This window comes from Streptosporangium pseudovulgare, from assembly GCF_014648055.1.
GTDB classification, from domain to species: Bacteria; Actinomycetota; Actinomycetes; order Streptosporangiales; family Streptosporangiaceae; genus Streptosporangium; species Streptosporangium pseudovulgare.
In genome coordinates this window covers 222,050-247,025 of the sequence record NZ_BMQJ01000002.1, presented here as the reverse complement: position 1 = coordinate 247,025, position 24,976 = coordinate 222,050, and the positions used below count along the sequence as shown (strand labels likewise).

General features: G+C 72.5%; 23 protein-coding genes. 8 read left to right on the top strand and 15 right to left on the bottom strand.

What is annotated here, in order from left to right; genetic code table 11:
* Positions 1-55 precede the first annotated feature (55 nt).
* The gene (locus tag IEZ10_RS04985) at positions 56-685 is read right to left on the bottom strand and encodes a thymidine kinase (protein ID WP_229810967.1); all 630 of its coding nucleotides are present in this window, start codon (positions 683-685) and stop codon (positions 56-58) included.
* Between the two features lie 159 nt (positions 686-844).
* On the opposite strand from IEZ10_RS04985, the gene IEZ10_RS04980 reads away from it, so the two are divergent.
* Positions 845-1,333: a hypothetical protein gene (locus tag IEZ10_RS04980; RefSeq protein WP_189245270.1), complete on the top strand. Its 489-nt coding sequence runs from the start codon at positions 845-847 to the stop codon at positions 1,331-1,333.
* Between the two features lie 181 nt (positions 1,334-1,514).
* Here the strand turns inward: IEZ10_RS04980 and IEZ10_RS04975 are convergent, their stop codons facing one another.
* Entirely contained in the window at positions 1,515-2,180 is a 666-nt protein-coding gene (locus IEZ10_RS04975; RefSeq protein ID WP_229810966.1) for an AIM24 family protein, read from the bottom strand.
* Positions 2,181-2,982: 802 nt separating this feature from the next.
* On the opposite strand from IEZ10_RS04975, the gene IEZ10_RS04970 reads away from it, so the two are divergent.
* Entirely contained in the window at positions 2,983-3,981 is a 999-nt protein-coding gene (locus IEZ10_RS04970) for a bacteriocin fulvocin C-related protein (protein WP_189245269.1), read from the top strand.
* Between the two features lie 81 nt (positions 3,982-4,062).
* On the opposite strand, the gene IEZ10_RS39780 is transcribed toward IEZ10_RS04970, so the two are convergent.
* Complete coding sequence (locus tag IEZ10_RS39780; protein WP_189245268.1) at positions 4,063-4,554, bottom strand: Clp protease N-terminal domain-containing protein; 492 nt, start codon at positions 4,552-4,554, stop codon at positions 4,063-4,065.
* A gap of 406 nt (positions 4,555-4,960) precedes the next feature.
* On the opposite strand from IEZ10_RS39780, the gene IEZ10_RS04960 reads away from it, so the two are divergent.
* Positions 4,961-5,569 carry a hypothetical protein gene (locus IEZ10_RS04960; protein ID WP_189245267.1) on the top strand — a complete coding sequence of 203 codons (609 nt, stop codon included), beginning with the start codon at positions 4,961-4,963 and terminating at the stop codon, positions 5,567-5,569.
* A gap of 177 nt (positions 5,570-5,746) precedes the next feature.
* Here the strand turns inward: IEZ10_RS04960 and IEZ10_RS04955 are convergent, their stop codons facing one another.
* Entirely contained in the window at positions 5,747-6,442 is a 696-nt protein-coding gene (locus IEZ10_RS04955; protein ID WP_189245266.1) for a class I SAM-dependent methyltransferase, read from the bottom strand.
* Between the two features lie 311 nt (positions 6,443-6,753).
* Here IEZ10_RS04955 and IEZ10_RS04950 point away from each other — a divergent pair, with 311 nt between their 5' ends.
* On the top strand, positions 6,754-8,793 hold the full coding sequence (locus IEZ10_RS04950; RefSeq protein ID WP_189245265.1) for a hydantoinase/oxoprolinase family protein: 2,040 nt from the start codon (positions 6,754-6,756) through the stop codon (positions 8,791-8,793).
* Between the two features lie 36 nt (positions 8,794-8,829).
* Positions 8,830-10,734 carry a hydantoinase B/oxoprolinase family protein gene (locus tag IEZ10_RS04945; RefSeq protein WP_189245264.1) on the top strand — a complete coding sequence of 635 codons (1,905 nt, stop codon included), beginning with the start codon at positions 8,830-8,832 and terminating at the stop codon, positions 10,732-10,734.
* 36 nt (positions 10,735-10,770) lie between these two features.
* Here the strand turns inward: IEZ10_RS04945 and IEZ10_RS04940 are convergent, their stop codons facing one another.
* The 3 genes from IEZ10_RS04940 to IEZ10_RS04930 all read right to left on the bottom strand — a co-directional run bounded on the left by IEZ10_RS04940 (position 10,771) and on the right by IEZ10_RS04930 (position 13,213).
* On the bottom strand, positions 10,771-11,739 hold the full coding sequence (locus tag IEZ10_RS04940; RefSeq protein ID WP_189245263.1) for an ABC-2 membrane transporter-related protein: 969 nt from the start codon (positions 11,737-11,739) through the stop codon (positions 10,771-10,773).
* A gap of 161 nt (positions 11,740-11,900) precedes the next feature.
* Positions 11,901-12,824, bottom strand: coding sequence for an ABC transporter ATP-binding protein (locus IEZ10_RS04935; protein WP_229810964.1), 924 nt, complete (start codon positions 12,822-12,824; stop codon positions 11,901-11,903).
* The gene (locus IEZ10_RS04930) at positions 12,821-13,213 is read right to left on the bottom strand and encodes a GntR family transcriptional regulator (protein WP_189245262.1); all 393 of its coding nucleotides are present in this window, start codon (positions 13,211-13,213) and stop codon (positions 12,821-12,823) included. The genes IEZ10_RS04935 and IEZ10_RS04930 overlap by 4 nt, the downstream gene beginning before the upstream one ends.
* 220 nt (positions 13,214-13,433) lie before the next feature.
* Here IEZ10_RS04930 and IEZ10_RS04925 point away from each other — a divergent pair, with 220 nt between their 5' ends.
* Positions 13,434-15,596 (top strand): hypothetical protein, encoded by a 2,163-nt coding sequence (locus IEZ10_RS04925; protein WP_229810963.1) that lies wholly within the window; start codon positions 13,434-13,436, stop codon positions 15,594-15,596.
* Positions 15,597-15,604: 8 nt separating this feature from the next.
* On the opposite strand, the gene IEZ10_RS04920 is transcribed toward IEZ10_RS04925, so the two are convergent.
* The gene (locus tag IEZ10_RS04920) at positions 15,605-16,201 is read right to left on the bottom strand and encodes a uridine kinase family protein (RefSeq protein WP_189245261.1); all 597 of its coding nucleotides are present in this window, start codon (positions 16,199-16,201) and stop codon (positions 15,605-15,607) included.
* A 204-nt stretch (positions 16,202-16,405) separates the two neighbouring features.
* On the opposite strand from IEZ10_RS04920, the gene IEZ10_RS04915 reads away from it, so the two are divergent.
* Both IEZ10_RS04915 and IEZ10_RS04910 read left to right on the top strand, forming a co-directional pair.
* A complete protein-coding gene (locus IEZ10_RS04915) occupies positions 16,406-17,560 on the top strand; it encodes a CaiB/BaiF CoA transferase family protein (RefSeq protein ID WP_189245260.1) in 1,155 nt (384 codons plus the stop codon).
* A 33-nt stretch (positions 17,561-17,593) separates the two neighbouring features.
* On the top strand, positions 17,594-19,090 hold the full coding sequence (locus IEZ10_RS04910; protein WP_189245259.1) for a carboxyl transferase domain-containing protein: 1,497 nt from the start codon (positions 17,594-17,596) through the stop codon (positions 19,088-19,090).
* Here IEZ10_RS04910 and IEZ10_RS04905 read toward each other — a convergent pair.
* From IEZ10_RS04905 to IEZ10_RS04875, 7 genes are all read right to left on the bottom strand, one after another.
* Positions 19,066-20,310 (bottom strand): hypothetical protein, encoded by a 1,245-nt coding sequence (locus tag IEZ10_RS04905; RefSeq protein WP_189245258.1) that lies wholly within the window; start codon positions 20,308-20,310, stop codon positions 19,066-19,068. The genes IEZ10_RS04910 and IEZ10_RS04905 overlap by 25 nt on opposite strands.
* The gene (locus tag IEZ10_RS04900) at positions 20,307-20,825 is read right to left on the bottom strand and encodes a SigE family RNA polymerase sigma factor (protein ID WP_229810962.1); all 519 of its coding nucleotides are present in this window, start codon (positions 20,823-20,825) and stop codon (positions 20,307-20,309) included. The genes IEZ10_RS04905 and IEZ10_RS04900 overlap by 4 nt, the downstream gene beginning before the upstream one ends.
* Before the next feature lie 84 nt (positions 20,826-20,909).
* Positions 20,910-21,341 carry a hypothetical protein gene (locus tag IEZ10_RS04895; RefSeq protein ID WP_189245257.1) on the bottom strand — a complete coding sequence of 144 codons (432 nt, stop codon included), beginning with the start codon at positions 21,339-21,341 and terminating at the stop codon, positions 20,910-20,912.
* The gene (locus IEZ10_RS04890; RefSeq protein ID WP_229810961.1) at positions 21,338-21,799 is read right to left on the bottom strand and encodes a hypothetical protein; all 462 of its coding nucleotides are present in this window, start codon (positions 21,797-21,799) and stop codon (positions 21,338-21,340) included. The genes IEZ10_RS04895 and IEZ10_RS04890 overlap by 4 nt, the downstream gene beginning before the upstream one ends.
* A gap of 9 nt (positions 21,800-21,808) precedes the next feature.
* Complete coding sequence (locus tag IEZ10_RS04885; protein ID WP_189245256.1) at positions 21,809-22,624, bottom strand: carbon-nitrogen hydrolase family protein; 816 nt, start codon at positions 22,622-22,624, stop codon at positions 21,809-21,811.
* A 69-nt stretch (positions 22,625-22,693) separates the two neighbouring features.
* A complete protein-coding gene (locus IEZ10_RS04880) occupies positions 22,694-23,698 on the bottom strand; it encodes a DUF418 domain-containing protein (protein WP_229810960.1) in 1,005 nt (334 codons plus the stop codon).
* A gap of 176 nt (positions 23,699-23,874) precedes the next feature.
* Positions 23,875-24,894, bottom strand: a complete 1,020-nt coding sequence (locus IEZ10_RS04875; RefSeq protein WP_189245255.1) for a LacI family DNA-binding transcriptional regulator — start codon at positions 24,892-24,894, stop codon at positions 23,875-23,877.
* Between the last annotated feature and the right edge of the window lie 82 nt (positions 24,895-24,976).

The window sequence follows — 24,976 nt, the reverse complement described above, 5'->3', positions numbered from 1 at the left end:
GCCGGCCTGGGACCGCGTCCGATCCGGCGGCTCCGGCGGGTTCGGCCCGGCGCGCTCAGCCCTCGCCGAGGTCGCCCGCGCGGTGGTGCCGCCGGCACAGCACCCGGTAGCGGATCAGGGCGGCGTCGGTGTCGCCGATGACGACCTGCTCGCCGGTGCGGACCATCCTGTCGCCGACCACGCGGGCGTTCAGCAGGCCGGGACGCCCGCACCAGCACAGGACCTCGACCTGCAGGCGGCTGATCTCGTCGGCCAGCTCGAACAGGCGCTGGGCGGCGGGGAACATCTGCGAACGGAAGTCGGAGGCCAGCCCGAAGGCATAGACGTCGACGCCGTGGTGGTCGGCGAGGTCGGCGAGCTGCTCGATCTGCTCCACGGTGTAGAAGCACGCCTCGTCGCAGATGACGTAGTCGACGGGCCCGTGCCGCCGGACCAGGTCCACCAGGTCGAGGTCGTCCACCACCTCGATGGCCTCGCTGTCCAGCCCGATCCGGCTGGTGACCTTCGGCCCGCCCGAGCGGTCGTGCTTGGTCAGCACGAGGCCGCGCCTGCCCTGGCGGCCGTGGTTGTAGTTCATCTGCAGGGCCAGCGTGGACTTGCCGCAGTCCATCGGGCCGAAGTAGAAGCGCAGCACCCCGTCCCGGGTCCTGGGGGGAACAGTCGAAAGCGCGGACGATTCGGTCACGGCCCGCCAGCCTAGTGGGTCAGGGCGGGGTGTTTGGGCGGACGGTGCGCTGGTAGGAATTAACAGGTCCTTTGCCGGCACCGCCGAGTTCGGCCGGATCCGGCACCATGTGAACAGAGAGGGAGATCCCCTTTTGACCTTGAGAGAGTGGGAGCGCCCGTGACGACCACCAAACCCTCCATGCCCCCCGTCGACGGCGTCGACCGGAACTCCGTGGGCCGGAAACCCGCCGCAACCGTCCCGGCGACGCCCTCGGGCGCCGGTCCGGCCGGCTCAGCCGAGACCGCGGAGATCCCCGCGCTCACCGCGATGATGACCGAGGACGAGGTCGTCGCGGCCAAGGCCGAGGCGGCCCGCTGGCGCTACGGGTTCTACGTCGTCCTCACCGGACTGCTGGTCATCCTCGTCGCGTTCGTCGTGATCAGCATGCGCGCCGGCGAGAGCGCCGCGCCGTTCGCCGGCCTGGTCGGGGTGTCGGGCGCGATCATCGGCGCCTACTTCGGCGTCCAGGTCGGCCAGTCCGGCAAGGACCGGGCCGAGGCCGAGCTGCGCCGTACCAACGAGATGGCCATCCGGCTGGCCGCGAAGGTCCACGCGCACGACGCGGACGCGGTGATCAGCTCCATCATGGGGCCGCGCCGCCGCTGACCGTCCCCGTACGGGACGGATCGCGACCCGCCCCGTACGGACCCTCGCACGCCGGGCCGCCCGGCGGGAGAGCTCTCCCGCCGGGCGGCCCGTTCGCCACCGCTCTCCGGCGCTTCCCGGCGCCTTCTGTCGCCTCCCGGCGCTTCCCGCGCTCTTCCGGCGCCTTTCGCCTTCCGGCGGTTCAGCCGCGCGGCTGCGGCACGATCGGCCCCTCACTGGCCTGGACCAGGACGAACCCCTGCCCCTGAAAGGCGAGCTGTACGGCCTCGCCGCTTCCGCGCCCGATGAGGGCCCCCGCCTTGAAGGTGCGGTTGATCCCCACGCCCAGCCCGGCGCTCCAGCACACCGCCGACTGGCTGTCGGCGAACGTCGGACCCCAGGAGGTGTCGAGCAGCGCCGGCGTGCCGTGCGCGGTGACCGCGACCCAGCCGGTGCCGGTGAGCGTCGTGTTGAACAGCCCCCCGGCCGCGACGCCCGCGCCCTGCACCCGGCGGATGTCCCAGGTGAGCTGCGGGTCGAAGGCCAGCAGGTTCGTCCCGTTGACGGTGATCGCCTCGTTCTCCAGGTAGAACAGGTGCACGTCCTGGGCGTTGTCGGCGAGGAAGAGCATGCCCTGCCCGCGGACCCGCATCAGCGGCGCGCCCTCGCCGGTGACCATCTTCTTCAGCAGCTTGCCGACCCCGCCGCCCTCGTAGTCGAAGTCCATCTTCCCCTGGAAGGCGACCATCGACCCCTGCCGCGCCAGCACCTCGCCGTTGAGCTGCACCCGCAGCATCTTGGCGTTCTGCAGGACGAAGTGACCGGGGACCTGGCCCTGGTCCATGTTGCCGAAGAATGAGCTGCGCACGGGCGGTGCCTTCCGCGTCGGGGATGACGGTCATCTGTTCAGCGATCGCGGCGGTCCGGGAGTTCCCGCCGACCCCCGGAGAGCGGTGCCCAGGAGTCCCCGCCGGCTTTCAAGAGGACCGCGCTCCGAGCGGCGACAGGACCTCTCGCCATGGAAAATCGCTTCCTCTGTTCTTGGTCGCCAACGATCATTCCGTATATGCCCTGCGCGATCCCCCCTTGAGGAGCAGATCGTTATTCCGGGTTGTTCGCGGAGACTCTCCTGGCACGAAGGATCCTCATGCCCAGGCTCCTTCGGCGGTTTCCGCCGGGCGTCGTGGAGACGAACGCGCGGAGGTGGGTCTTCGTTCGGGTCGCGTCCGTGGATGTGACCGTGCCACCGCCGTACCGCCCACCCGGTGACCGCGGATTCCGGGTGATGGCCACGGTGGGCTCCTTTCGCGTGAACCGCTCGGCCGTCTCCGGGGCAGCCGTTAACGCCATTCTTGCTCGGCGGAAGCGTGACCACCGCGCTGCGCTCACCTCATGAGCCTCGCTCCACTACCGGGGTCATACGGGCACCACGGCTCAAAGGGGCTCCACGAGCCCAACCGGAGTGGTACAGAGGTTTGATTCTTCGGAAATTTTCCTTAGAGCTGCCCTTGACTCCTATCTGCCCCTTGGGGATGATCCGTTTCGAGAGAAGCAAAACGGCGCCGAGATGTCCGCCCGTTGCACATTCTTTTGCGGGTGATGGAAGCTGCCGCCCATCCTGCGCGCCAAATTCCGTCAGGGAAGAGAAACGCACCGGGAAGAAGGGATCCATGAGCTCATCTGCACGATGGATATTAGGTTTCGATGCTTCGTGCGGTCGCTGTGCCGAGATCGCGAAGGCGGCGAAATCTGCTGCGGGAGAGAAGCTGGAGGTCTTGCCTCTGGCGCACCTTCAGGTGAAGGAATTCCGTACGCGCGCGCTTGGAGCGGATGCTCCTTACGTTCCTACGCTCATTCGAGTTGAGGGAGACGAGGTCCAGGCGTGGACCGGCCTCGCGATGGGTGTTCGGCTTCTCTCGCGACTCGGTGTCCGGGCGGCCGTCAAGCTCTTCTCCGCCCTGGGTGATCTCGCTCGGGCGAGCCGCGCGGCCGAGCATGGAGAAACGATGCTGGCAAGGCGTCGGTTTTTCCGGGTCGGCGCGGGCGCGGGCATTGCGATAGGTATCGTCCTTACGGGTAGGGCGCCGGCTCTTGCAGACGAGATCGGCCGTGCGGAGAAGTGGGTTGCGGCTAACAGGGACCGGCTGCCCAAGACCTATGAAAAATTCTCGACGCACAGCATCACCTATCGCCGGGCGATCTATCACGAACTTGACCCGGCGGTCAGGCAACGACTGTGGGCCGACCACATCGCGAATTTCCGCTCGGCCCATCCGAACCTGACGGATCAGCAGCAGGCGGTCCTGGCCAAGGTGGATGCCCACGTGGCCGAGCTGCGCACGTTCACGACCCGCGTCCGGGAGAAGGTCGACCCCGGGGACGAGCGGCTCCTCCAAGAGATGATCGAAGCGTTCGGCCAAGACGAGGCGATCGCAGCGGTCGCCATCCTGGGCCCAGCGGACAAGTCGGCCGCCGAAACGGCGAACTCGGGCGATGCCGGCGTGCTGGTAACGTGCGAATGCTCCACCATGTACGATCTCTGCTACTGGCCCACGGGCGCCAATAAGGTCTGTTCCCAGCTGCCGAGCTGCTCGGTGACGTATGACGGGTGCGGCCTCCTCTACAAGTACGCCTGTAATGGGATGTGTGTAACCGGCTGCGGCTGTTAGCCACGTCAAGCTGCGAAGTGTGGCCTGGAGCGGCGATCTGTTCCCGGCCACACTCCCGCATTTCAGGTGGGCACCGGAAACCTAGGGTCTTGCCCAGCCGGGAGGGGGAGGGTTTCTCAGCGTGTTCACTACCTGGTCGCGTAGAGATGAATATGTGACCCCGAGGCGCGTCAGCACGTCTGAAGCCCTGCCTTGATCCCCTTCGACCAGGCCCAGCATCAAATGCTCGGTGCCGATATATCGATGTCTCAGGGCATGCGCCTGGAGTCGCGCCTGTTGTAAGACGGCTTCGGTGCGGTCGTCGAAGGCCGGCCGTGCGTTCATGGCCGGCCGGTCGACATGTCGTACATCGGCGAGTTCACTGCCCAGCGCATCAAGGTCGATGCCGAGCTCCACCAGGCAGTGAACTCCTACTCCGGATCTGTTCTTGACAAGACCGAGCAGTATGTGTTGCGGTGCCACTCGTTCGGCATGCTCCCTGGAGGCTTCTTCGGCGGCCAGGTCGAGGACTCTCTGGGCGTGCTTCGTGAGAAGTCGTTCGATCGGCCAGCGAAGGACTCTGCTTCTAAGCATCCGGCATTCTCCAGATCGATCTCGGCTTATCGGTCAGTCTATATGTTGTCTCGTAACACGGCAGCCCTATGTTGACATACTGAACGATCACCGGTTTCGGTCCTTATCGGACGTCGGCAGGAGATCGGATTCCGATGCGGGAATGCTGCGAGTATGGCGAGAAAAGGTCGCAGAGCGACGTTTCGGAGAAGGTCTTCGCCATCCGGTTACCGGGGCAGGGCATGGGCCGCGATGCCCGTGTTACCCCCGGTGGCAGAGCGGGGGTACGAGGTACGCGCGGCGCGGCGGGCACACCTCCCGCCGAGCGGAGCGGCGTGAGTGGCTGTCATCGGAGACGGCCGAGCGGTTCGGGGCCGGGATGGCGGCGGCCGGCGCACCTCCGAACTGCTTGCGTAGGCTCGTGGTCATGGGCGACGGCGAACCATCTCTGCGACTGACGGACGTCATGACCACGTTGGACACGGCGCTCACGGCCCTGAGGGCCGTAGGCGCCGACCTCGACTACCGGGTGGGCGGCACCGGCGCCGCTCTCCTGCAGGGCGTCCGTCTCCCGGCCGGGGACATCGATCTCCTGGTGGCCCGGCGGGAGGACGTGGACACGTTCGCCGCTGCCCTCTCATCGTTTCCGTGCCTCTATCCGGCCGCCTGGCTCCCGGAGTCTTCGCAGTACTTCACCAGGTACGAGATCAACGGGGTGACGACAGAGATCAGCACCGTCGAGCGGCGGGCCGACTCGGACGGGCTGGAATGCGTCGGCCCCGGCCCATGGCGGCACTACGTCGTGATCCCGTGCGACTCTCACCGCGTCCCCGTGGTCCGCCTGGAACTCCGGCTGGCCACGGAACTCCTACGGGATCGGCCTGATCGCTACGAACCTCTCCTCGATCACATGGGCGCCCACGGATTCGACCCTGATCTCCTACGGACGGCGATGAATGCTCACCGCCTTCCCGTGGAACGCCGACGATTGGTTCGGGACCGCCTTACCCGCTTCTCTGTCGAACTCGAGCTCTGAACCTGCGAATCAGAAGAAGGCGGCCGCCTCTCGCTCCTGGGACCTGCCGACCCGCACCTGACATCTCCGCATCGGTTGCGGTCCGACCACCTGACATGGCGACCACTCCGGAGCCGGAGCGCCCCAGCCGGAGGCGGTTGTTCCTGTACGGCAGGGGTGGAGCTCCACTGACTGCGATCAGGGACGCCGCAGTTTCACGGTGAGGAAGGACGGCGCTTGGTGAAGCTTGTCGTAGGCGGCTTCATCGACCTCCCGCAGGCCGGCCGCCGGGCGGGGTTCGACCAGTTGCTCCAGCACGAACCCTGCGGCCAACAGCTCGCCCAAGAAGGTCTCCAACGGCATGCGCTGGTAGTGGATGGAGAGCTCGCCATCTCCAAGAGGCAGGTCCCTCCAGTCGTGGCTGAAGTACGAGCCTCCGAAGTGGCGCCAGTCGGCTGTGGGATGAGTGGTCGATACCAGGAGCCACCCACCTGGCCGCAGGACGCGGCGCAGTTCGCCCAGTAGTTGCACCCGGTTTCTGATGTGCTCGTATACGAGGGCACAGACCGCACCGTCGAACGATGCGTCAGCGGCGAAGTCGAGCGGCTCTTCCAGATCGTGGAGGAGTAGTTCCGCGTGACCGTTCACGCGTGCCTGTGCGTGGCGCAGCAGCGTGGCGCTGCCCTCGATTCCGACCACTTGGGCGCCGCGGGCCGAAAGTTCGGCCGCGTAGTGGCCCGCCCCACAGCCGGCATCCAGGATTCTTGCCCCGGAAACATCGCCTGCGAGTCGCAGCATCGCGGGTCTATCGGTGTAGGCGTTGTACGGGCTCGTGTCGGCATGCTTGGCGAAGAAGTCGCCGAGTGCGTCATGGTAAGCGGTCGCCTTGCGCATCAGGACATCATGGCGGTGGGCACAGGTGGGTCACCATTGAGTTTCACCTGGGACGGTGAGCGGTGTCCCGGTCCTGGTGCAGCCCTCTGAGCGGTCGGCGGTGGAGCGGCCCTGTGCGGCGGCGCGGCCGTCTCAAGACAGGGGAAACCCCGGCGGCCGACGGTCGGCTGGTGCCGAAGGCCGTACCTGCCGTCATCGAAGGCCGCCCGGGAGTTCCCCGCCGGTTCGCCGAAGACTGCCCAACGGCTCCGCGCGGCTTCGGCATTCTCCGCCGATTCGCCGGTCCCGCCGTACTGGGTAGACACGGGAGCATGCGCAGCGTCCGTATCGGGGTCGACACCGGCGGCACGTTCACCGACGTGGTCGCGGTGGACGAGCGGACCGGGGAGATCACCACCGTCAAGACCCCCTCCACGCCCGCCGACCCGGCGGACGGGTTCATGGAGGGGGTGCGCAAGGTCCTCGCCGCGGCCGGCGCCGGGGGCATGGAGGACGTGACCGCGGTCGTCCACGGTACGACCGTGGCAACCAACCAGCTCCTGGAGGACCGCGTCTCCGGTCTGGGGTTCGTCACCACCGAGGGGTTCGAGTTCATCCTGGAGATCGCCCGGCAGAGCGTCCCGGACGGCTACGGCAACTCCTACTTCTGGGTCAAGCCGCCGCGGATCGTCCCGGTGCACCGGGTCAGGACCGTCGGCGGGCGCCTGGACCACACCGGTGCCGAGGTCCGGCCGTTCGACGTCGAACAGGCCGTGGCGGCGGCCAGGTGGTTCCGGGAGCGGGGGATCACCGCGATCGGCGTGTGCTTCCTGCACTCCTACGCCGACCCCGCGCACGAGCTGCGCATGCGCGAGGTCCTGGCGCGGGAGCACCCCGAGGCGGTCGTCTCGATCTCCAGTGACGTGCTGCGCGAGTACCGCGAGTACGAGCGGTCCGTCACGACCCTGGTGGACGCCGCCGTCAAGCCGACCGTGCGCCGCTACATCGCCGGGCTCGCCGACCGGCTCGGCATGCCCTTCTCGGTCATGAAGAGCAACGGCGGCGTGCTGTCGGCGGCTGAGGTCGTGCACCGGCCCGTCACCACGGTGCTCTCCGGTCCGGCGGCGGGCGCGCTCGGCGCCGCGCTGATCGCCTCCACCGCCGGTCATCCGTCGGTGATCACCCTGGACGGCGGCGGCACCTCCACCGACGTCGCGGTGGTGGTCGACGGCGAGCCGTCGCTGACCACGGAGGGTTCCGTCGGCCGCTACCCGTGCAAGATCCCGATGATCGACATCGTGACCGTCGGCGCGGGCGGGGGCTCCGTCGCGTGGATCTCGCCCGAGGGCACGCTCAAGGCCGGCCCCCGGTCGGCCGGGGCCGACCCCGGGCCGCTCTGCTACGGCCGCGGCGGCACCGACGTCACCGTCACCGACGCGCACGTGTTCCTCGGCCGGGTCCCGCCGTACCTGCTGGGCGGGGAGATCCCGCTCGACGCCGGCGCCGCGCGGCGGGGCGTCGAGGAGCTGGCGGGCAAGCTCGGGCTGAGCGCCGAGCGGACCGCCGTCGGCATCCTGGAGATCAGCGCCTTCAACCAGTCCAACGCGATCCGCCGGATCACCGTCGGGCGGGGCCTGGACGTGCGCGACTTCCCCATGGTGGCGTTCGGCGGCTCGGGACCGCTGCTGGCGTGCCGCCTGATCGACATCCTCGGCCTGCCGTCAGTGCTGCTGCCGCCCGACCCGGGCAACGTGTCGGCGTTCGGCCTGCTCACCGTGGACGTCAAGGACGACTACGTGCGCACCTTCGTCACCCGGGACCTCTCCCTCGCCGACGCCGCCGACGTCTTCGGTGAGCTGGAGGGGCGGGCCGCCGAGGCCCTGACCCGCGAGGGCTTCCCCGCCGACCGGCACGTCTACGCCCGCAGCGCCGACCTGCGCTACTACGGCCAGGCCTACGAGGTGCGGGTGCCCGTCCCGGCCGGGCCGCCGGACGAGGCGTGGCGGGCCGAGGTGCTCGACCGTTTCCACGAGGCCCACCGGCGGCTGTACGGGTACGGCTACCGCGACGACCCCCGCCACGGCGTCGAATGGGTCAACCTCCGTGTCTCCGGCATCGGCCCGATCACCCGTCCGGCCGTCCGGCGCAGGCCGTACGGCGCGGCGGAACCCCCGCCGCCGGCGGCGGTCCGGGAGGTCTTCCACGACGGGTGGGCGCGGGTGCCGGTCCACCGCCGCACCGCGCTGGCCCCCGGGATGACCGTCCGCGGCCCGGCGGTCATCGAGGAGTACGGCTCCACGCTGCCGCTGCACCCGGGCTTCACGGCGCGGATGGACGAGTACGGGAACCTGGAGGTGCGCCGTGAACCCTGAGCGGGGGAGAAGCGGGCGAGGAGTGGTGAGCGACCGATGAGCACGGCCGATCCGGTGCTGGTGGAGATCGTCGAGGGCACGCTCGCCTCGGTGGAACGGGAGGTCGAGACCGCCATCGCGCGCACCGCCCGCTCGCCGATGATCCGCGACGCCCACGACTTCCGCGCCGGCATCCACGACGCGCGGCTGCGCAAGCTCACCGGCAGGTCGTACTCGGCGCTGGTCCAGCCCGTGGTCCGCGACTTCCCGATCGCGGAGATGAACCCCGGCGACGTGTTCTTCCACAACGACGTCTACCTGTCCGAGGGCGGCATCGGCCACCTGCCCGACCTGTGCGTGACGGTTCCGGTCTTCCACGAAGGCGCCGTGGTGGCCTTCGTGCAGGCGTTCGGGCACCACGACGACATCGGCGGGGCGGTCCCGGGGTCGATGCCCTCGCACGCGCGCAGCGTGTTCGAGGAGGGCCTCATGGTCCCGCCGATCAGGCTGTGGGACCGGGGCGTGCCCAACCGGGCGGCGCTCACCATCATGACCCGCAACTCCCGGATGCCGGACTCGCTGGCCGGTGACCTGGACGCCGAGTGCTCGGCCTGCCTGATGGGCGCCCGGCGGCTGGCGGAGCTGTTCGCCCGTTACGGGCGCGAGGCGGTCGAGGCGTGCTTCGACGCGATCATCGCGAACACCGCCGAGACGTTCCGCAGGGAGCTGCTGGCGAAGATCCCCGAAGGGGTCCACGTCTGGGAGGACTACGCCGAGCACGACGGCGTCGACCCGCCCCGGCTGCACGCCCAGCGGATCACCCTCACCGTCGACCATTCCGCCGCCGCGCCGCTGGTCATCGACTTCACCGGCACCTCGCCGCAGGCCAGGGGGCCGATCAACCACGCGGGCGACTACGCCGACGGGGTGTTCCTGAAGAAGTGGCTCGCGCCGATCCTGCGCAACCTCGCCGACACCCCCGAGCGGATGGCCGAGCTGGACGTCAACGAGGGCGTCGTCCCGCTGATCGGGATGCGCTTCCCGGAGAAGGGCACACTGCTCACCCCGATCTTCCCGGCCCCCACCAACGCCCGCACGTTCGTGATCCTGCGGCTGCTCGGCGTGCTGGCCGGGGTGCTGGCCAAGGCCACCGGCGGGCGGATGCCGGCCGACCAGGAGACCATCCGCTACACGGGCGTCCACGGGACCGGCGCGGACGGCGCGCCGTACCTGATGCGGGAGGTCCTCGGCGGCGGCTCGGGCGGCCGGTGGTACGCGGACGGCGAGGACACCGTCCACGTCGTGCCCGACTCGCGCAACATCCCGGTGGAGTTCGCGGAGTCCCGCTGGCCGCTGCGGGTCGAGCGGCTGGGCCTGGCGCGCGACTCCGGCGGCCCCGGCCTGCACCGGGGCGGCCTCGGCTATGACAAGCACGTGCGGATGCTGCGCGACGCCTCGTTCATGTCCATCGCGGACCGGTCGATCCTGTCGTGCTGGGGGGTGAACGGCGGGCGGGCCGGGCGGCCGTTCTCCGTGGAGATCGAGGGCCGGGTGATGGAGGGCCTGGTGGACGACGCCCCGGTCCGCGCCGGGGAGGTCATCCGGGTGCGCACCACCGGGGGCGGCGGCTGGGGCTGCCCACTGGATCGCGACCCGGAGGCGGTGGCCGCCGACGTCCGCGACGGCAAGGTCTCGCCGGAGAGCGCCCGCGACGACTACGGGGTGGTCCTGCGCCTTTCCGGCGGGTCCGGAGGGCCGGACGCCCCAGGCGGCTACGGCCGCGCGGGGCTCGTGGACCTCGCGGAGTTCGCGGACGGGCCGCCGGTCGACGCCGAGGCCACCGCCCTGCGCCGCGCGCGGCTTCGCGCCGCCCTCCCCGGGACCGCGTCCTTCTTCGACCGCGGCCCCGGCTTCCCATCGCTGTCCGGCGGCCTGCCGTACGCCGAGGTGGACCTCGGGTGACGGCCCCGGACGACCCGGGTGCCGGGGCGGTGCGGTTCAGCCGCGGCGGCGGAGGGTGCGGAGTACGGCGAGGGCGCCGAAGGCGAGGGCACCGGCGAGCAGGATGGCCGTCTCGGTCCACTGGAAGCGCCAGAACCGGTCAACGGGATGGTAGTAGACGGCGTGCCGGTAGCCGGAGCCGACCAGGCACTCCTCCCCGAGCAACTGGGCCCGGTCGGACCGGGCGTCCACGCCGGCCGGCAGCGGGCAGGGAGGCGGGGGCGGGGCCGTCAGCTCCCGGCCCGAGGGGTCCACCCAGGACTCCCGGACGAGGGTGCCCCCGCCGTGGGCGACCGACGACCGGTCGGCGGTGACGACCCGCGCCGGTTCGGCGTAGGAGGAGCGGCTGAAGAAGACGGCGGGCAGAGCCAGGCAGATCACCGCGACGGTCACCGCCATCGCGGCGAGGGTGCGGCGCGTCACCGTTCCGGCGGCGGCGCCGACCGCGAACGCGAACAGCCACCACGCGGCCGGGACGATTCCGGTGATGGTGAAGTTCCCGGGTTCCATCGTGACGTCGCCCGTCACACCGGAGAAGACATTCCGCCACGTACTGACCATCGCCGACAGCGCCAGGGCGGCACCGGCCACCAGCGCGCCGAGCATGCCGAACTTGACCGTCAGCCAGCGCCGGATCGGCACCGCCTGCGTCCAGGCCAGGGCGTTGGTGCCGCGTTCGAACTCCGCGGCCAGCAGCGGCGCCCCCCAGAACACGCCGATCAGCGCGGCGCCGAATATGGGCAGCAGGCCGAAGACGAAGAAGACGGGCCGGTAGTGGTCGGTGTAGACCACATGGTTCACGGCCGAGCAGGAGACCGCGGGGCCGGGGCAGCCGGGCGGAGCGTACTCGGCGAGGTAGGCGGTGGCGCGCAGGGCCGAGACGAGCATCAGCAGGCCCAGGGCGAGCAGCAGCCCGCCGGTCACCAGGATCTGCGCGCGGTGCTGCCGCCAGGTCAGCCAGAACAAGGGGGGTTCCTCTCGAAGGGACTCGACGTCGGTGCGCGGGGGACAGGGCGGGGAGACGCGAGCGGCCCGGCAGGAGTGGCGGGCCCGGGTACGGGGCAGTGTGCGGGGACAGGGCGGGAAGCCGCGAGTGGCCCGGCAGGAGTGGGGCCCGGGTACGGGGGTCAGTGCACGGGGGACAGGGCGGGGCGGGGGAGCGCCGCGGCGTCGGGGGCGCGGAGGTAGGCCAGCACCATCTCCTCCAGCGTCACGGGGCGGGCGCTCCAGCGCGGGTCGGGCGGCGGCGCGTCGTCGCGGACGAGCAGGGTGGCCTGCCGTCCGGCGCCGCTCCGGGAGACCACCGGCAGCCGGGCGGCGAGCGCGTCGGCGGTCTCGGCCGGTCCGGTCAGCAGGCTGTGCCGGGCCGTCAGGTCGTCGATGTCGCCGCTGACCTGGACCCGGCCGCCGTTGACCACGACCAGCCAGTCGCAGACGCCCTCCAGTTCGGAGACGACGTGTGAGGACAGCAGCACCGTCAGCCCGGTCTCGGCCACCGCGCCCATCAGGCCGCGTGTCACGTCGTCGCGGGCCAGCGGGTCCAGGTCGGCCAGCGGCTCGTCCAGCACCAGCAGGTCGGGGCGCTTGGCCAGCGCGACGGTCAGCGCCACCTGCGTCCGCTGGCCGCCGGAGAGCCGGCCGACCCTGCGGTCGAGCGGGATGCCCAGCTCGGTCAGCCGCCGCCGGGCCGCCGCGTCGTCCCAGCGGGGGTTGAGCCCGCGTCCGAACCGGAGCATCTCCGACACCCGGAACCCGGTGTAGAGCGGTTTGTTCTGGGCCACGAACGCCATCCGCTCCCCGCTCTCGCGGGCCGGGCGGCCGAAGACCCGGACCTGTCCCGCGGTGGGGGTGAGCAGGCCGACGGCGAGCCGGAGCAGGGTGGTCTTGCCCGCGCCGTTCGGTCCGACCAGGGCGGCGACCCGGCCGGCCGGGACCGCCACCGAGCAGTCGCGCAGCGCCCAGGTGCGCCGGTGGCGCATGCCCAGGCCGGTGGTCTCCAGCGCGTTCATGCGACCCCCCCGCCGGAAGGAGGGGGCTTCCAGCGTGTTCATGCGATCTCCTGCCGGAAGGAGTCGGTCAGGACCGAGGCGATGAGCGCCTCCAGGTCCTCCAGCGTCAGGCCGGCCTGGCGGCCGTCGCGCACCCAGTGGACCAGTTCGGCGCGCAGCCGGGCGCGGTCGCCCATGGAGGTCTGGCCCAGCGACCGCTGCACGAACGTGCCGAGGCCCGGCCGCCCGGTGACCAGGCCCTCCCGTTCCAGCTCGCGGTAGGCCTTGAGCACGGTGTTGGGGTTGATGGCGAGCTGGGCCACGACCTCCTTGGCGGTGGGCAGCCGGTCGCCGGGTTGCAGCACGCCGAGGCGGAGGGCGTGGCGTACCTGCTGGACGAGCTGGAGGTAGGTCGCCACCCCCGACCCTCGGTCGAGGCGGAATTCGATCACGCCGCCACCTTTCACTAATTGATTAGGGGAATGGTGAAGGCTTCCTCGGCGCGTGTCAAGCCGCGCCTCCGTCGCGCGGGCTCTTACAACGGGTTCGACACACTTTGACGTCATCCTGTGATCTCCCATTGACGAGTGGATCGTCCTGGGATCTGCTTCGGTTGGGCATTCGTGATCGTCGCCGCACCCGGGGCGATCCGGGAGACGGGATGGGACGCGCATGCGCCTGCGATCGGTGGTGGCGAGCCTCGCGCTGGCCACGGCTTGCTTATCGATCACGGCCACGCCCGCCCCCGCGGAGACCGGTCCCGTTCCCGCGAGGACCGCGGCGAAAGCCGCCGCGGAGACCCTTTCCGGGGCCACCGCGCAGACCCTCTCCAGGGCCGCCGCGAAGTCCCTCTCCGAGGCCGTCGCGACGACCCTCTCGAAGACCGCCGCGCACGCCGAGCCCGTCCAGCCCGTGCCGCCCGCCCCGGGCACCGCCGGATGCGATCCCGTCGCCGGCGCCGAGTGCCTGCTGCCGTTCCCCAACGACTGGTTCACCACCCGGGCGCGCACCCGCACCGGGCTGCGGGTGAACCTCGCGGCCGAGGCGATGCCGCGCAACGCGGCGGGCGTTCCCGTCGACCCGGCGCAGTGGAACGCCGCCGACGGCTTCTCACCCGGGTCCATGCTGCTGGCCCACGTCCCCGGGATCGACCTGGGCAAGACGGGCGCCGCGCCGGTCACCGACATCGGGTGGTCGCTGCGCCGCGACGCCCCCGTCGTGATCGTGGACACCCGTACCGGGGAGCGCTGGCCGTACTGGGCGGAGCTGGACGCGAACGCCGCCGACCCGGTCCGCCGGGCGCTGATCGTCCGGCCGGCGCGCAACTTCCGGGAGGGCCACCGCTACGCCGTCGCCCTGCGCGGGCTCAAGGACGCCGCCGGGCGCGACATCCCGGCGCCGGAGACCTTCGCCCGGCTCCTCGGCGACGACCTGCCCGCGCGGGACCCGCTCGCCACCCGGCAGCGGGCGCTGCGCCGTACGGTCGAGGACCTCGGCCGGGCCGGGGTTGACGCCGGGAGCCTCTACCTGGCCTGGGACTTCACCGTCGCCAGCGATGAGGGCATCGCCGGGCCGGTGCTCGCCATGCGCGACCGGACGCTGCGCTCGCTGCACGGCCGCTCGCCGGAGTTCACGGTCGGCTCCGTCACCGACTTCACGCCCGAGCAGGACCCGGGCATCGCCCGTGAGGTCACCGGCGAGATCTCCGTCCCCAACTACCTCGACAAGCCCGGCGGCCCGCCCGGGTCGAGCCTCAACCGGGGTCCCGACGGGCTGCCCCGCCCGCTCGGCGACACGCTGAAGGCGCAGTACCAGTGCGAGATCCCGCGCTCGGCGTTCCGGCGGCCCGCCCGCGCCGCCCTGTACGGCCACGGCCTGCTGGGCCGGGCCACCGAGGTGCGCGCGGCCAATGTGCGGGCGATGGCCGCCGAGCACGGCTTCGTCTTCTGCGCGACCAAGTGGATCGGCATGGCGGAGGAGGACGTCCAGCACGTGGCGGGCGTGTTCGCGGACCTCTCCCGGTTCGGCACGGTCACCGACCGCCTCCAGCAGAGCCTGCTGAACTTCGTCCTCCTCGGCCGGGCGATGACCGCCAAGGACGGCTTCGCGGGCCACGACGCCTTCCAGGACGGGCACGGCAGGGCGCTGATCGACCGGCGGGCCGGTCTCGCCTACGACGGCAACAGCCAGGGGGGCATCGCGGGCGGCGCGCTGGTCGCCGTCTCTCCCGACGTGCGCAACGCCGTGCTGGGCGTGCCGGGGATGAACTACAGCACGCTGCTCAACCGCAGCGTCGACTTCCAGCCGTTCCAGCGGCTCATGGACGCCGCCTACCCGGACAAGCTCACCCAGCAGGTCTGCTTCGCGCTGATGCAGATGCTGTGGGACCGGGCCGAGACGAACGGCTACGCCCAGCACCTGACCGACGACCCGCTGCCCGGCTCGCCCCGCCACCGCGTGCTGCTGCACGCCGCCTTCGGCGACCACCAGGTCGCCACGGTGACCGCCGAGGTGGAGGCCCGCACGATCGGGGCCCGGGTCCACCGGCCCGCGCTCGCCGAGGGCCGCAGCCCGGACGTGACGCCGTTCTGGGGACTGCGGGCGCTGCCCCGCGAGCCGTACGAGGGGTCGGCGCTGGTCGTCTGGGACAGCGGCACGCCCGCCCCGCCGACGGCGAACGTCCCCCCGCTGGACCCGCGGTACGGCCACGACCCGCACGAGGATCCGCGCCACGACGTCCGGGCACGGGTGCAGAAGGCCCACTTCCTGCGGGACGGCCTGGTGGTCGACGTCTGCGGCGACGCCCCCTGCGCGACCGTGCCGGCGCAGGACTGAGCCGGGGGTCAGCCGGGGGTGTCCTCGCCGGCCGGGGTGATCAGGACGAACTCGCCCGGTACGGCGGCGCCGTCGACGAGGAGGTCGGCCCGTTCGCGGGTGCCGTCGGCGGCGAACCACTCCTGCTCGGACCGCGTCCACCGGCTCCACTGCGGCGCGAACTCGGCGCCGTCCCTGGCCAGGGCGCGCGCCAGCCGGAGGTCGCCGGGCGCCTCCACCCAGACGGTGAGGGCGGCCGGGGTGTCGCGCCGGGCCGTGCTCACCCCCTCCAGCAGCAGCACCGGCGCGACCGGCACCTCCACCCAGTCGGTGTGGGTCTCCCGGACCCAGTCGTAGCGGCGGTAGCCGCCGGGCTCGCCGGCCGCCAGGGGGGTGAGCACGCCTTCCTCCACGTGCCGGAACCAGGCCACCGGCGGCTCGTTCCACGGCACCGGGAAGTCGTCGCTGTGGACCACCTGGGCGTTCAGGGTCCGCGCCAGCCGCCCGGCGAAGGTCGTCTTGCCGGACCCGCCGGGCCCGTCCACCGCGACGACGCGGACCGGGCCGCATGACGGCGGCAGTTCCAGAATCGTCCGGGCGAGATTCTCGAAGGAGATGACATCCACCTTTCCATTAGAAACCACTGGAAAGCCGGGGAAAAACCTGCGGATACCCAGGGAGACCGCGGTTTCTGACAACATTTTTCACTTCTGTCATGGTTTAGTGGGAAGCCGCGGCGGTCCGGGGTACGGAGCGGCCCCGCCGATGACGGAGAATGATTTCCCCGCCCAGGTTCGACTAGGCTCGACCACCACCGACGGAGGTTGATCTTGCATGGAGCCCTCGGAGACATCGTCGTCCTCGACCTGTCGCGCGCGCTCGCGGGGCCGCACGCCGCGCAGATGCTCGGCGACCTGGGCGCCCTGGTGATCAAGGTCGAGCACCCCGACGGCGGCGACGAGTCGAGAGGCTGGGGCCCGCCGTTCGTCGGTCCCGACGCCGACGTCTCCACCTATTTCCTCGCCGCCAACCGCAACAAACGCTCCGTCACCGCCGACCTCAAGACACCCGGGGGCAGAGCCCTCGTCGAGCGCCTGGTACGGCGGAGCGACGTGCTGGTCGAGAACTTCCGCACCGGCGTCCTGGACCGCCTGGGCTTCTCCGTCGAGCGGCTGCACGAGCTCAACCCCCGCCTGGTCATCCTGTCGATCACCGGGTTCGGCCACGACGGCCCCGAGGGCGGCCGTCCCGGGTACGACCAGATCGCCCAGGGCGAGGCCGGGCTGATGAGCGTCACCGGCCCGCCCGGCGAGCCGTACCGGGTCGGCTCTCCCATCGCCGACCTGCTGGCCGGCATCCACGGCGCCTACGGCGTGGCCGCCGCCCTCTACGAGCGGGAACGGACCGGGCGCGGCAAGGTCGTGCGCACCTCCCTGCTGGCCTCGGTCGCCGCCGTGCACGCCTACCACGGCACGGCCTGGACCGTCGCGGGCGAGGTCCCCGTGGGCGTCGGCAACCACCACCCCTCCATCGCCCCCTACGGCGCGTTCCGCTGCGCCGACGGCATGATCCAGATCGCCGCGGGCAACGACGCGCAGTGGCGGAAGGTGGCCGCGCTGCTGGGCCTCGACTCCGCCGCCCCCGGATACGCGACGAACCGCGACAGGTGCGAGCACCGCGACGAGCTCGTCGCCGACATCGAGCGGACGCTGGCCGGGCACGGTCGCGCCCACTGGCTGGCCGCGCTGGACGCGGCCGGCGTGTCCGCCGGGACGGTCAGGTCCATCGACGAGGTCTACGCCTGGGAGCAGACCCGCTCGCAGGGCCTCCTCATCGAGGTGGACCACCCCGTGCTCGGCGCCATCGAACTGCCCGGCCCGCCGCTGCGCTTCGACGGCGAGCCGCCCGCCCGGCACACCGCCCCACCGGTCCTGGGCCAGCACAACGACGAGGTCCTCGCGTGGCTGGAGGAGCGTGAAGGCTGACGCCCTCCTCCCGGCCGGAACCGGAGGATCTCGATGAGCCCGACCCGTCCCGACGCCCGCACCATGATCGACATCGTCCTCGACCCGGGGACGTGGCGGTCGTGGGACGCCCCGCCCGCCGAACCGGCCCCGAACGGGTCCGACTACGCCGAGGAGCTGGCCGCGGCCCGCGCCCGGAGCGGATACGACGAGTCGGTCGTCACCGGCGAGGGGCTGCTGGACGGCCGCCGGGTCGCGGTCGTCGCCTGCGAGTTCTCCTTCCTCGCCGGGTCGATCGGGGTGGCCGCGGCCGAACGGCTCACCGCGGCCGTCGAGCGGGCCACCGCCGAGCGGCTCCCGCTGCTGGCCGCGCCCGCCTCCGGCGGCACCCGCATGCAGGAGGGCGCGCTGGCCTTCACCCAGATGGTGAAGATCACCGCCGCGGTCGCCGCGCACCGCGCCGCGGGCCTGCCGTACATCGTCTACCTGCGCCACCCCACCACCGGCGGGGTCTTCGCCTCCTGGGGCTCGCTCGGGCACGTCACCGCGGCCGAGCCGGGCGCGCTCATCGGGTTCCTCGGGCCCCGGGTGTTCGAGTCGCTGCACGGCTACCCGTTCCCCGAGGGCGTCCAGGTCGCCGAGAACCTCTTCGCCCACGGCCTGATCGACGCGGTCGTCTCCGCCGAGGACGTCCGGCGGATCGCCGCCGGCGTGCTGGCCGTGCTGTGCGCGCCGCGCGAGATACGGGTCAAGGAGCCCGAGGCGGACGAGCCGGCCCAGCCGGTCGAGGCGTGGGAGGCGGTCATCCGCTCCCGCCGCGACGACCGTCCCGGGGTGCGGGCCCTGCTGCGCCACGGCGCCTCCGACGTCACCCCGCTCAACGGCACCGGCGAGGGGGAGAACGACCCCGGCCTGCTCATCGCCCTGGCCCGCTTCGGCGAGGCCCCCGCCGTCGTGCTCGGCCAGGACCGCGGGCGGCGGCGGTCCGGGGCCCCGCTCGGCCCGGCCGGGCTTCGGGTCGCCCGGCGCGGCATGCGCCTGGCCTCGGAGCTGGGCCTGCCGCTGGTCACCGTGGTCGACACCTCCGGGGCGGCGCTGTCGAAGGCCGCCGAGGAGGGCGGCCTCGCCGCCGAGATCGCCCGGTCGCTGGCCGACCTGGTGACGCTCGACGCCCCGACCGTCTGCCTGCTGCTCGGCGAGGGAGCCGGGGGCGCCGCGCTCTCCCTGCTCCCGGCCGACCGGGTGCTGTGCGCCCAGCACGCCTGGCTGTCCCCGCTGCCCCCCGAGGGCGCCTCGGCGCTGCTGTACCGCAGCGTGGACTTCGCCCCCGAGATCGCCGCCGCCCAGGGCGTGAAGTCCACCGACCTGCGGCGCGACGGCATCGTGGACCGGGTCATCCCCGAACTCCCCGACGCCGCCTACGAGCCGGAGGCGTTCTGCCGCCGGGTGTCCGCCGCCCTCGAACACGAGATCGCCGGCCTGCTGGCCGTCCCGCCCGCCGACCGCCTCGCCGCGCGCCTGGCCCGCTACCGGCGGCTCGGGGTGGGCTGAGGAGACCCCGCCGGCCGGGACGCCTCCGGGGCCCCGGAGGTCCCGGGAGTTCCGGAAGCCCCGGGAGCGGGCTCCGGCCGGATCGGGGTGACGGCCGGCACCGTGTCGTGCCAGATCTCGGCCCCCACCGCGTCGTAGCCGACGACCTGGAAGCCCTCCAGATACGGATCGGGACGCCGGTACGTGCCGGAGAACAGCGCGACGCCGCTGCCCCACGGGTCGGCGACCGCGACGGCGCCGGCCGATGTTCCGTCCCGGAGGATCAGCGCGACCCGGGCGGTTCCGGGGCGGGCGACGCCGTACCAGAGACCGTCGTGCAACCGCAGGTCGACCGGTGTCTCCTTGCCCCCGAGGTCGGTCAGGAGGTGTCCGGGCTCGATCAGGTTCATCCCCACGACGTCGCCGCCGCGCCACCAGAGGACCGTCCGCTCGGGATCGGTGTAGAAGCGCGCGGTGAGGCCGCCGGGCATGTCGGCGGCCGGCCCGGCGGGCGGTTTCGCGAGCTCCGGGGGCGACATGGGGGCGTCCCGCCTGATCCGCTGCACGACCCTGCCGTCGCCGTCGAGGAACTCGAAGCGCGTCACCCCGGCGTCGGCCGGGAAGGACACGGTCCACACCGCCAGCGGCGCGCCGCCGGGCCGGTGGACGGTGCCGGGGATCCGGGCGCCGTCCCCGGTGACGGCCTCGACCCTCGTCACCGCCGGGCGGGCGGCGCCGTAGCCCAGCTCGACCGGCCGGCGCGGCCAGCGCGAGTGGAAGGGGTCCAGCCGCCAGGCGTTCTCGTGCTCGTGACCTGCCGGAGGCACCTTCGAGCAGCCGCCCGACGTCCCGCCGGACGCCTGCTGGACGAGGTCGCAGAACCGGAGGCCGCCGGGAGCGGTCCCACCGGAGAACCACATGATCACCGGCCTGTTCTCCGCCGGATCCCTGACCGTCACCGGTTCGCCGACCGGAGGGTTCTCGGTGATGGACCGCCGGTAGGGGCCCGGCTCCTCGACGGCTCCGGTGGCGATGCCCGCCCCGGAACCGCCGCCCGCGCCCAGGAACACCGCCACGGCGGTCACCGCGGCCACGGCGGCGGCCACCGGGACCAGGGCGAGCCTGCGACGCCGCGTCCCGCGGGCGCGGGAGACGGTCTCGGCGTAGGCGTCGGGGGCGGTGCCGTAGGTCTCGGCGCGGGCGTCGAGCGCGGCGCGCAGCCGCTCCTCCAGATCGTTCATGATTCCTCCCCGAGAGCCCTGCCGAGGGCGGCCAGACCGCGGCTGGTGTGCGTCTTGACGGAACCGAGGGAGACGCCCATGGCGTCGGCGATCTCCCGTTCAGAGAGGTTGAGCCAGTAGCGCAGGACGACGGCCTCGCGCTGGCGGCGGGGGAGCCGGTCGACGGCGGCGAGGAGCTCCCGGTGCCGCTCGGCGACGAGGGCGAGATGCTCGCCGCTGTGCGCGTCCGGCGGCGGCTCGGGGCGGCGCAGCCGTGCCAGCCGCAGGTGACGCAGCCGGCTGCGGGTCAGGTTGCAGACGATGGACCGGACATAGGCGACGGCCGCGCCGCCGTCGCGCAGCCGGGTCCGCCGCGCGTGGAGGCGGGCGAACGCCTCCTGGGCGATGTCCTCGGGGTCGTCGGCGCCGAGCAGCCCGGCCAGGCGCACCATCGAGGGATGGTGCGCCGCGAACAGCTCGGCGAACGAGGGCGGCGCCCCGGACGAGACGCCTGGGATGTCGGAAACGTCGATCACGTTACCGAGACACCCGGCGGTCCCGCCGGTTGACAGGGCCCTACCGGAAAAAGACCGCCGGGACCGGGCGGAACCGGTCCCGGGTCACTCCTCGGCGGCGGGAAGGGTGAGGGGGACGGGGACGCGCTCGACGCGGACGGAGAAGACCTCCTCGCGCGGCACGACGACCTCGTAGGCGCCGTGGTCCACCATCCAGTAGCCCAGCGCCTCGGCCTTGAGGCCGCTGTGGCCGGTGTAGGCGATGTGCAGGCTCTCCTCGCCGTTCTCCTCGGAGACGTCGAGGACGAGGCACGGCTCGCCGCCGAACGAGCCCGTCGTGCGGACCAGCACCAGCCGGTCGAGGTCCTCGCGCTCCACCACGGCCCGCCAGTACCCGGAGGCGGGCTCGAAGCCCTCCCGGGCCTCCTCGTCGAACAGGGTGACCTCCGAGGCGCCCGGGCCGAGGGCCGCGACGTGGGTCCGCCCGCCGTAGTGGGCGACGAAACCCGACGCCACCGGCTCGATCTCGTCGCTCATGCCGCCGGCCGCCAGGTCAGGCCGTCGTAGACGCCGAACGGGCGCTCGCCGTCCGCGGTCACGTGGACGATCTCCGCCCCGGCCGGGATCGGCACGGGCATGGTGTGGAACTGCGGCACGACATGCTCGCGCGAGGTCGTGAAGCCGTTCCCGGTGAACGGCGGTGCATCGTTCCAGTCGCCACCCATGTGCGGGCCGTACGGCACGACGTAGCTGTCGATGTCGCGGGCGAACCAGCGCATGAGGTAGATCTCCGGGGTCGTGACGGTCAGCTCCGAGCCCTCGAAACCCAGGTCGAGGCCCATGAAGAGCTGGGCGGGGGTGGTCAGGCGGGCGCAGTCCTGCACCCGGTAGACGTATCCCGAGATGACGGTCCGCCTGCCTGACAGGTAGGGCACGAGCAGCCGAGGCGGAATGACCTTCTGCATCTGCGTTCTGCGCCCAGGTGGATCACTCACGGTCGCATTTTACGATCCGCCGGCTCCGAGCCGCCGGTGTTCCAGGCACGGCAGGGCATTCCGGGTGTCAATCGTGATCTGAGGGTCGAGTACGGACGTCAGCACCCCGGGGGCCGGGCCCAGGTCGGCGCGGACGACGCCCATGGGGTCGACCAGCATGCTGCGGCCGACGCCGAAGCCGTCGCGGGACGCGGGGTTGGGGGCCTGGCCCACGGCCGCCACCCAGACCGTGTTCTCGATCGCCCGGGCCCGCACCAGGGTCGCCCAGTGCTCCTCCTTCATCGGGCCGGACCCCCACGCCGCGATCACCGCCAGCACCTCGGCCCCCCGGTCCACCAGGGCCCGGCCCAGCTCGGGGAAGCGGACGTCGTAGCAGGTGACGAGGCCGATCCGCAGGCCGGCCAGCTCCACCACCGCCGGCGTGCCGCCCGGTGCGACCAGCTCCGACTCGCGGGCCCCGAAGGAGTCGAACAGGTGGATCTTCCGGTAGGCCGCGGCGATCTCACCGGACGGGCCGAGCGCCACCGCGGTGTTGTGCACCCGGCCGCCCCCCGGCCCGTCCGGCTGCCCACCGGGTTCGAACACGCCCGCGATCACGGCCATGCGGTGCGCGCGGGCCGCCTCGGCCAGCCCGGTGACGAAGGGACCGTCCAGCGGCTCGGCCAGGTCGGTGATCCGCTTGCCGTACCGGGTGAGGGTGGCCTCGGGGAAGATCGCCAGCTCGGCGCCGTCGGCGGCGGCCCGCTCCATCGCCTCGCGCGCGCGGCGCAGGTTGACGGCGGGCTCCTCATCGACGGGGATCTGACACAGGGCGATGCGCGTCACCGGAACCTCCTGCTCGGTGTGGCCCCCGCCCGCCGGGACCCGCCGCGGCGGAGATCCGCCTGACGGGTCCTAGGCGGAGGGAGCCGTCGACGTCTGTGACACTACCCGGCGGTTCGGCACCCGCTCCAGCCACGTCAGGCACCGCCACAGCCACTCGGCGGGGCCGTAGCGGAACCGCCGCAGCCACAGGCGGCTGAGGACGATCTGCGCCGCCAGCACGACCGCCGACAGCGCGAGCACGCCCGCCCTGGTGGGGACGGCCAGCAGCAGCGGCAGCGCCGCGAGGATCGCCGCGGTGCTGAGCAGGTAGTTCGTCAGCGCCATCCGGCCGAGCGGCGCCAGGGCCGCCAGCAGGGCGCGGCGGGCCCGGGTCCGCAGGAGCAGCGGCAGTCCGGTGCAGTAGGCCGCCGCCGCGGCCAGCCCGGCCGCCGGGTAGGTGCCCCGGTGGAACAGGGCCGGGTCGGCGGCGGTGCGGAACCACAGGACGGTGAGCGCCACCGCCAGGACCGCGGAGACCGCGAAGGCGGGCGGCAGCAGCCGCTCCGGCGGGGCGTACCGCATCAGTGCCGCGCCCAGCAGGAACAGCCCCGGCACCAGGATCAGCCCGCCGCCCTCGTTCACCGCCCAGGCGGTGGCCGCCGTGCCCAGCGCCGCCACGGCCGCCCGGGGGAGGAAGGAGGCGGGCAGCAGGACGGCCGCCCCGAAGACCGCGTACGGCAGCAGCACCTCGTCCGGGTTGACCAGCCGGTGGAGCGCGCCGAAGCAGGCCAGCACCGCCAGCCTGCGCAGCAGCACCGCCCGCGGGCGCCGCGACCGCCCGGCCGCCGACCGCAGGAACAGCACGAAGCTCAGCCCGAACAGGAACGAGAAGATCGGGTAGAACCTGCCCTGCAGGAGGTTCTCGACGCCCCAGTCGACCGCGTCGCGGTCCGGGGACGGCAGGTGCGCGCGGGTGTGCTGCCAGGCGTTGACCACCATGATCCCGCACACCGCGAAGCCGCGCAGGACGTCCAGCTCGTGCAGCCTGCGCGCCGCGGTGGCCGGGGGCGTCCCGGCGGGTCGGGTCTCGCTCACGCAGTCCAGACAACCAGACCGGCGGCCGGACGGGGAGACCACCCGGGCGGTGCGCGTCCCGGCCGCCGGCCCCGCCGTGCGGCCGGCCCCGCCGTGCGGCCGGCCCCGCCGTGCGGCCGGCCCCGCCGTGCGGCCGCCGGGACCCGCCGTACGGCCGGATCCGGCGGGCCGGGAGGTCATCCGGCGCGGGGCGGCCCGCTCGTCTCACGGACGACCAGCCGGGCGGGCAGCACCGTGGGCGGCGGCGCCGCGGCGTCCGGGTCGTCGATCATGGAGATGAGCGCGGCGGCGGCGGCCGCGCCGAACCCCGCCCTGTCCTGGGCGACGGTCGTCAGGGCGGGCCGGACCAGCGAGGCCGGTTCGATGTCGTCGAACCCCGCCACCGCGACGTCGCCGGGGACGTCCAGCCCCGCCTCCAGGGCGGCCCGGACGGCGCCGATCGCCATCTCGTCGCCCGCGGCGAAGACGGCGTCGGGGCGTTCGTCCAGCGCCAGCAGGCGCCGCATGGCGGCGTGCCCGCCGCCGAGGTAGAAGTCGCCCTCCACGACGTACTCCTCGCGCACCGGCAGGCCGAGGGCGGCGAGCGCGGCGCGGTAGCCGGCCAGCCGTTCGGCCCCCGGGTGCGTGCGGCCGGGTCCGGCGATCGTGGCGATCCGCCGCCGGCCCCGCTCGTGCAGGTGCCGTACGGCGGCGGCGGCGCCCCCCGCGTTGTCGGAGGTGACGTACGTCGCCCGGCGGCCGGTGACCGGGCGGTCCAGCGAGACGCAGGGCACGCCGGACTCGGCCAGCCGGGTGAGGGCGGGGTCGGCGGTGCCGTCGTCGATGAACACCACGCCGTCGAGGCTGTGCCGTCGCACGGCCCGCAGGTGGCCGTCGGCGTCCTCGCCGGCGGCGAGCATCAGCAGGTGGTATCCCCGCTCGCTCAGCGCGGTCTTCAGGCCGACGAGGAGCTCCTGGAGGAAGGGGTGGCGCCATCCGGGGCCGCGGTGGCCGGTGTCCCACGCGAGGCCGACCATGCACGACCGCTTGGTGGCGAGGGTCCGCGCCGGCGCGCTCGGGGTGTAGCCCAGGAGAGCGGCGGCGCGCAGGACGGCCTCGCGCGTCTCGCGGGTCACCGCGTCGGGGTTGTTGAAGACGCGGGAGACGGTCGCCACCGACACGCCGCACCGGCGGGCCAGGTCTCGGATCGTTGCCACGGCCGCACGCTACCGCATCTCTGTAACCGGTTTCATGTAACCGGTTACAGATAAATCACCTCTCCGGATGGCAGAGGCGGGT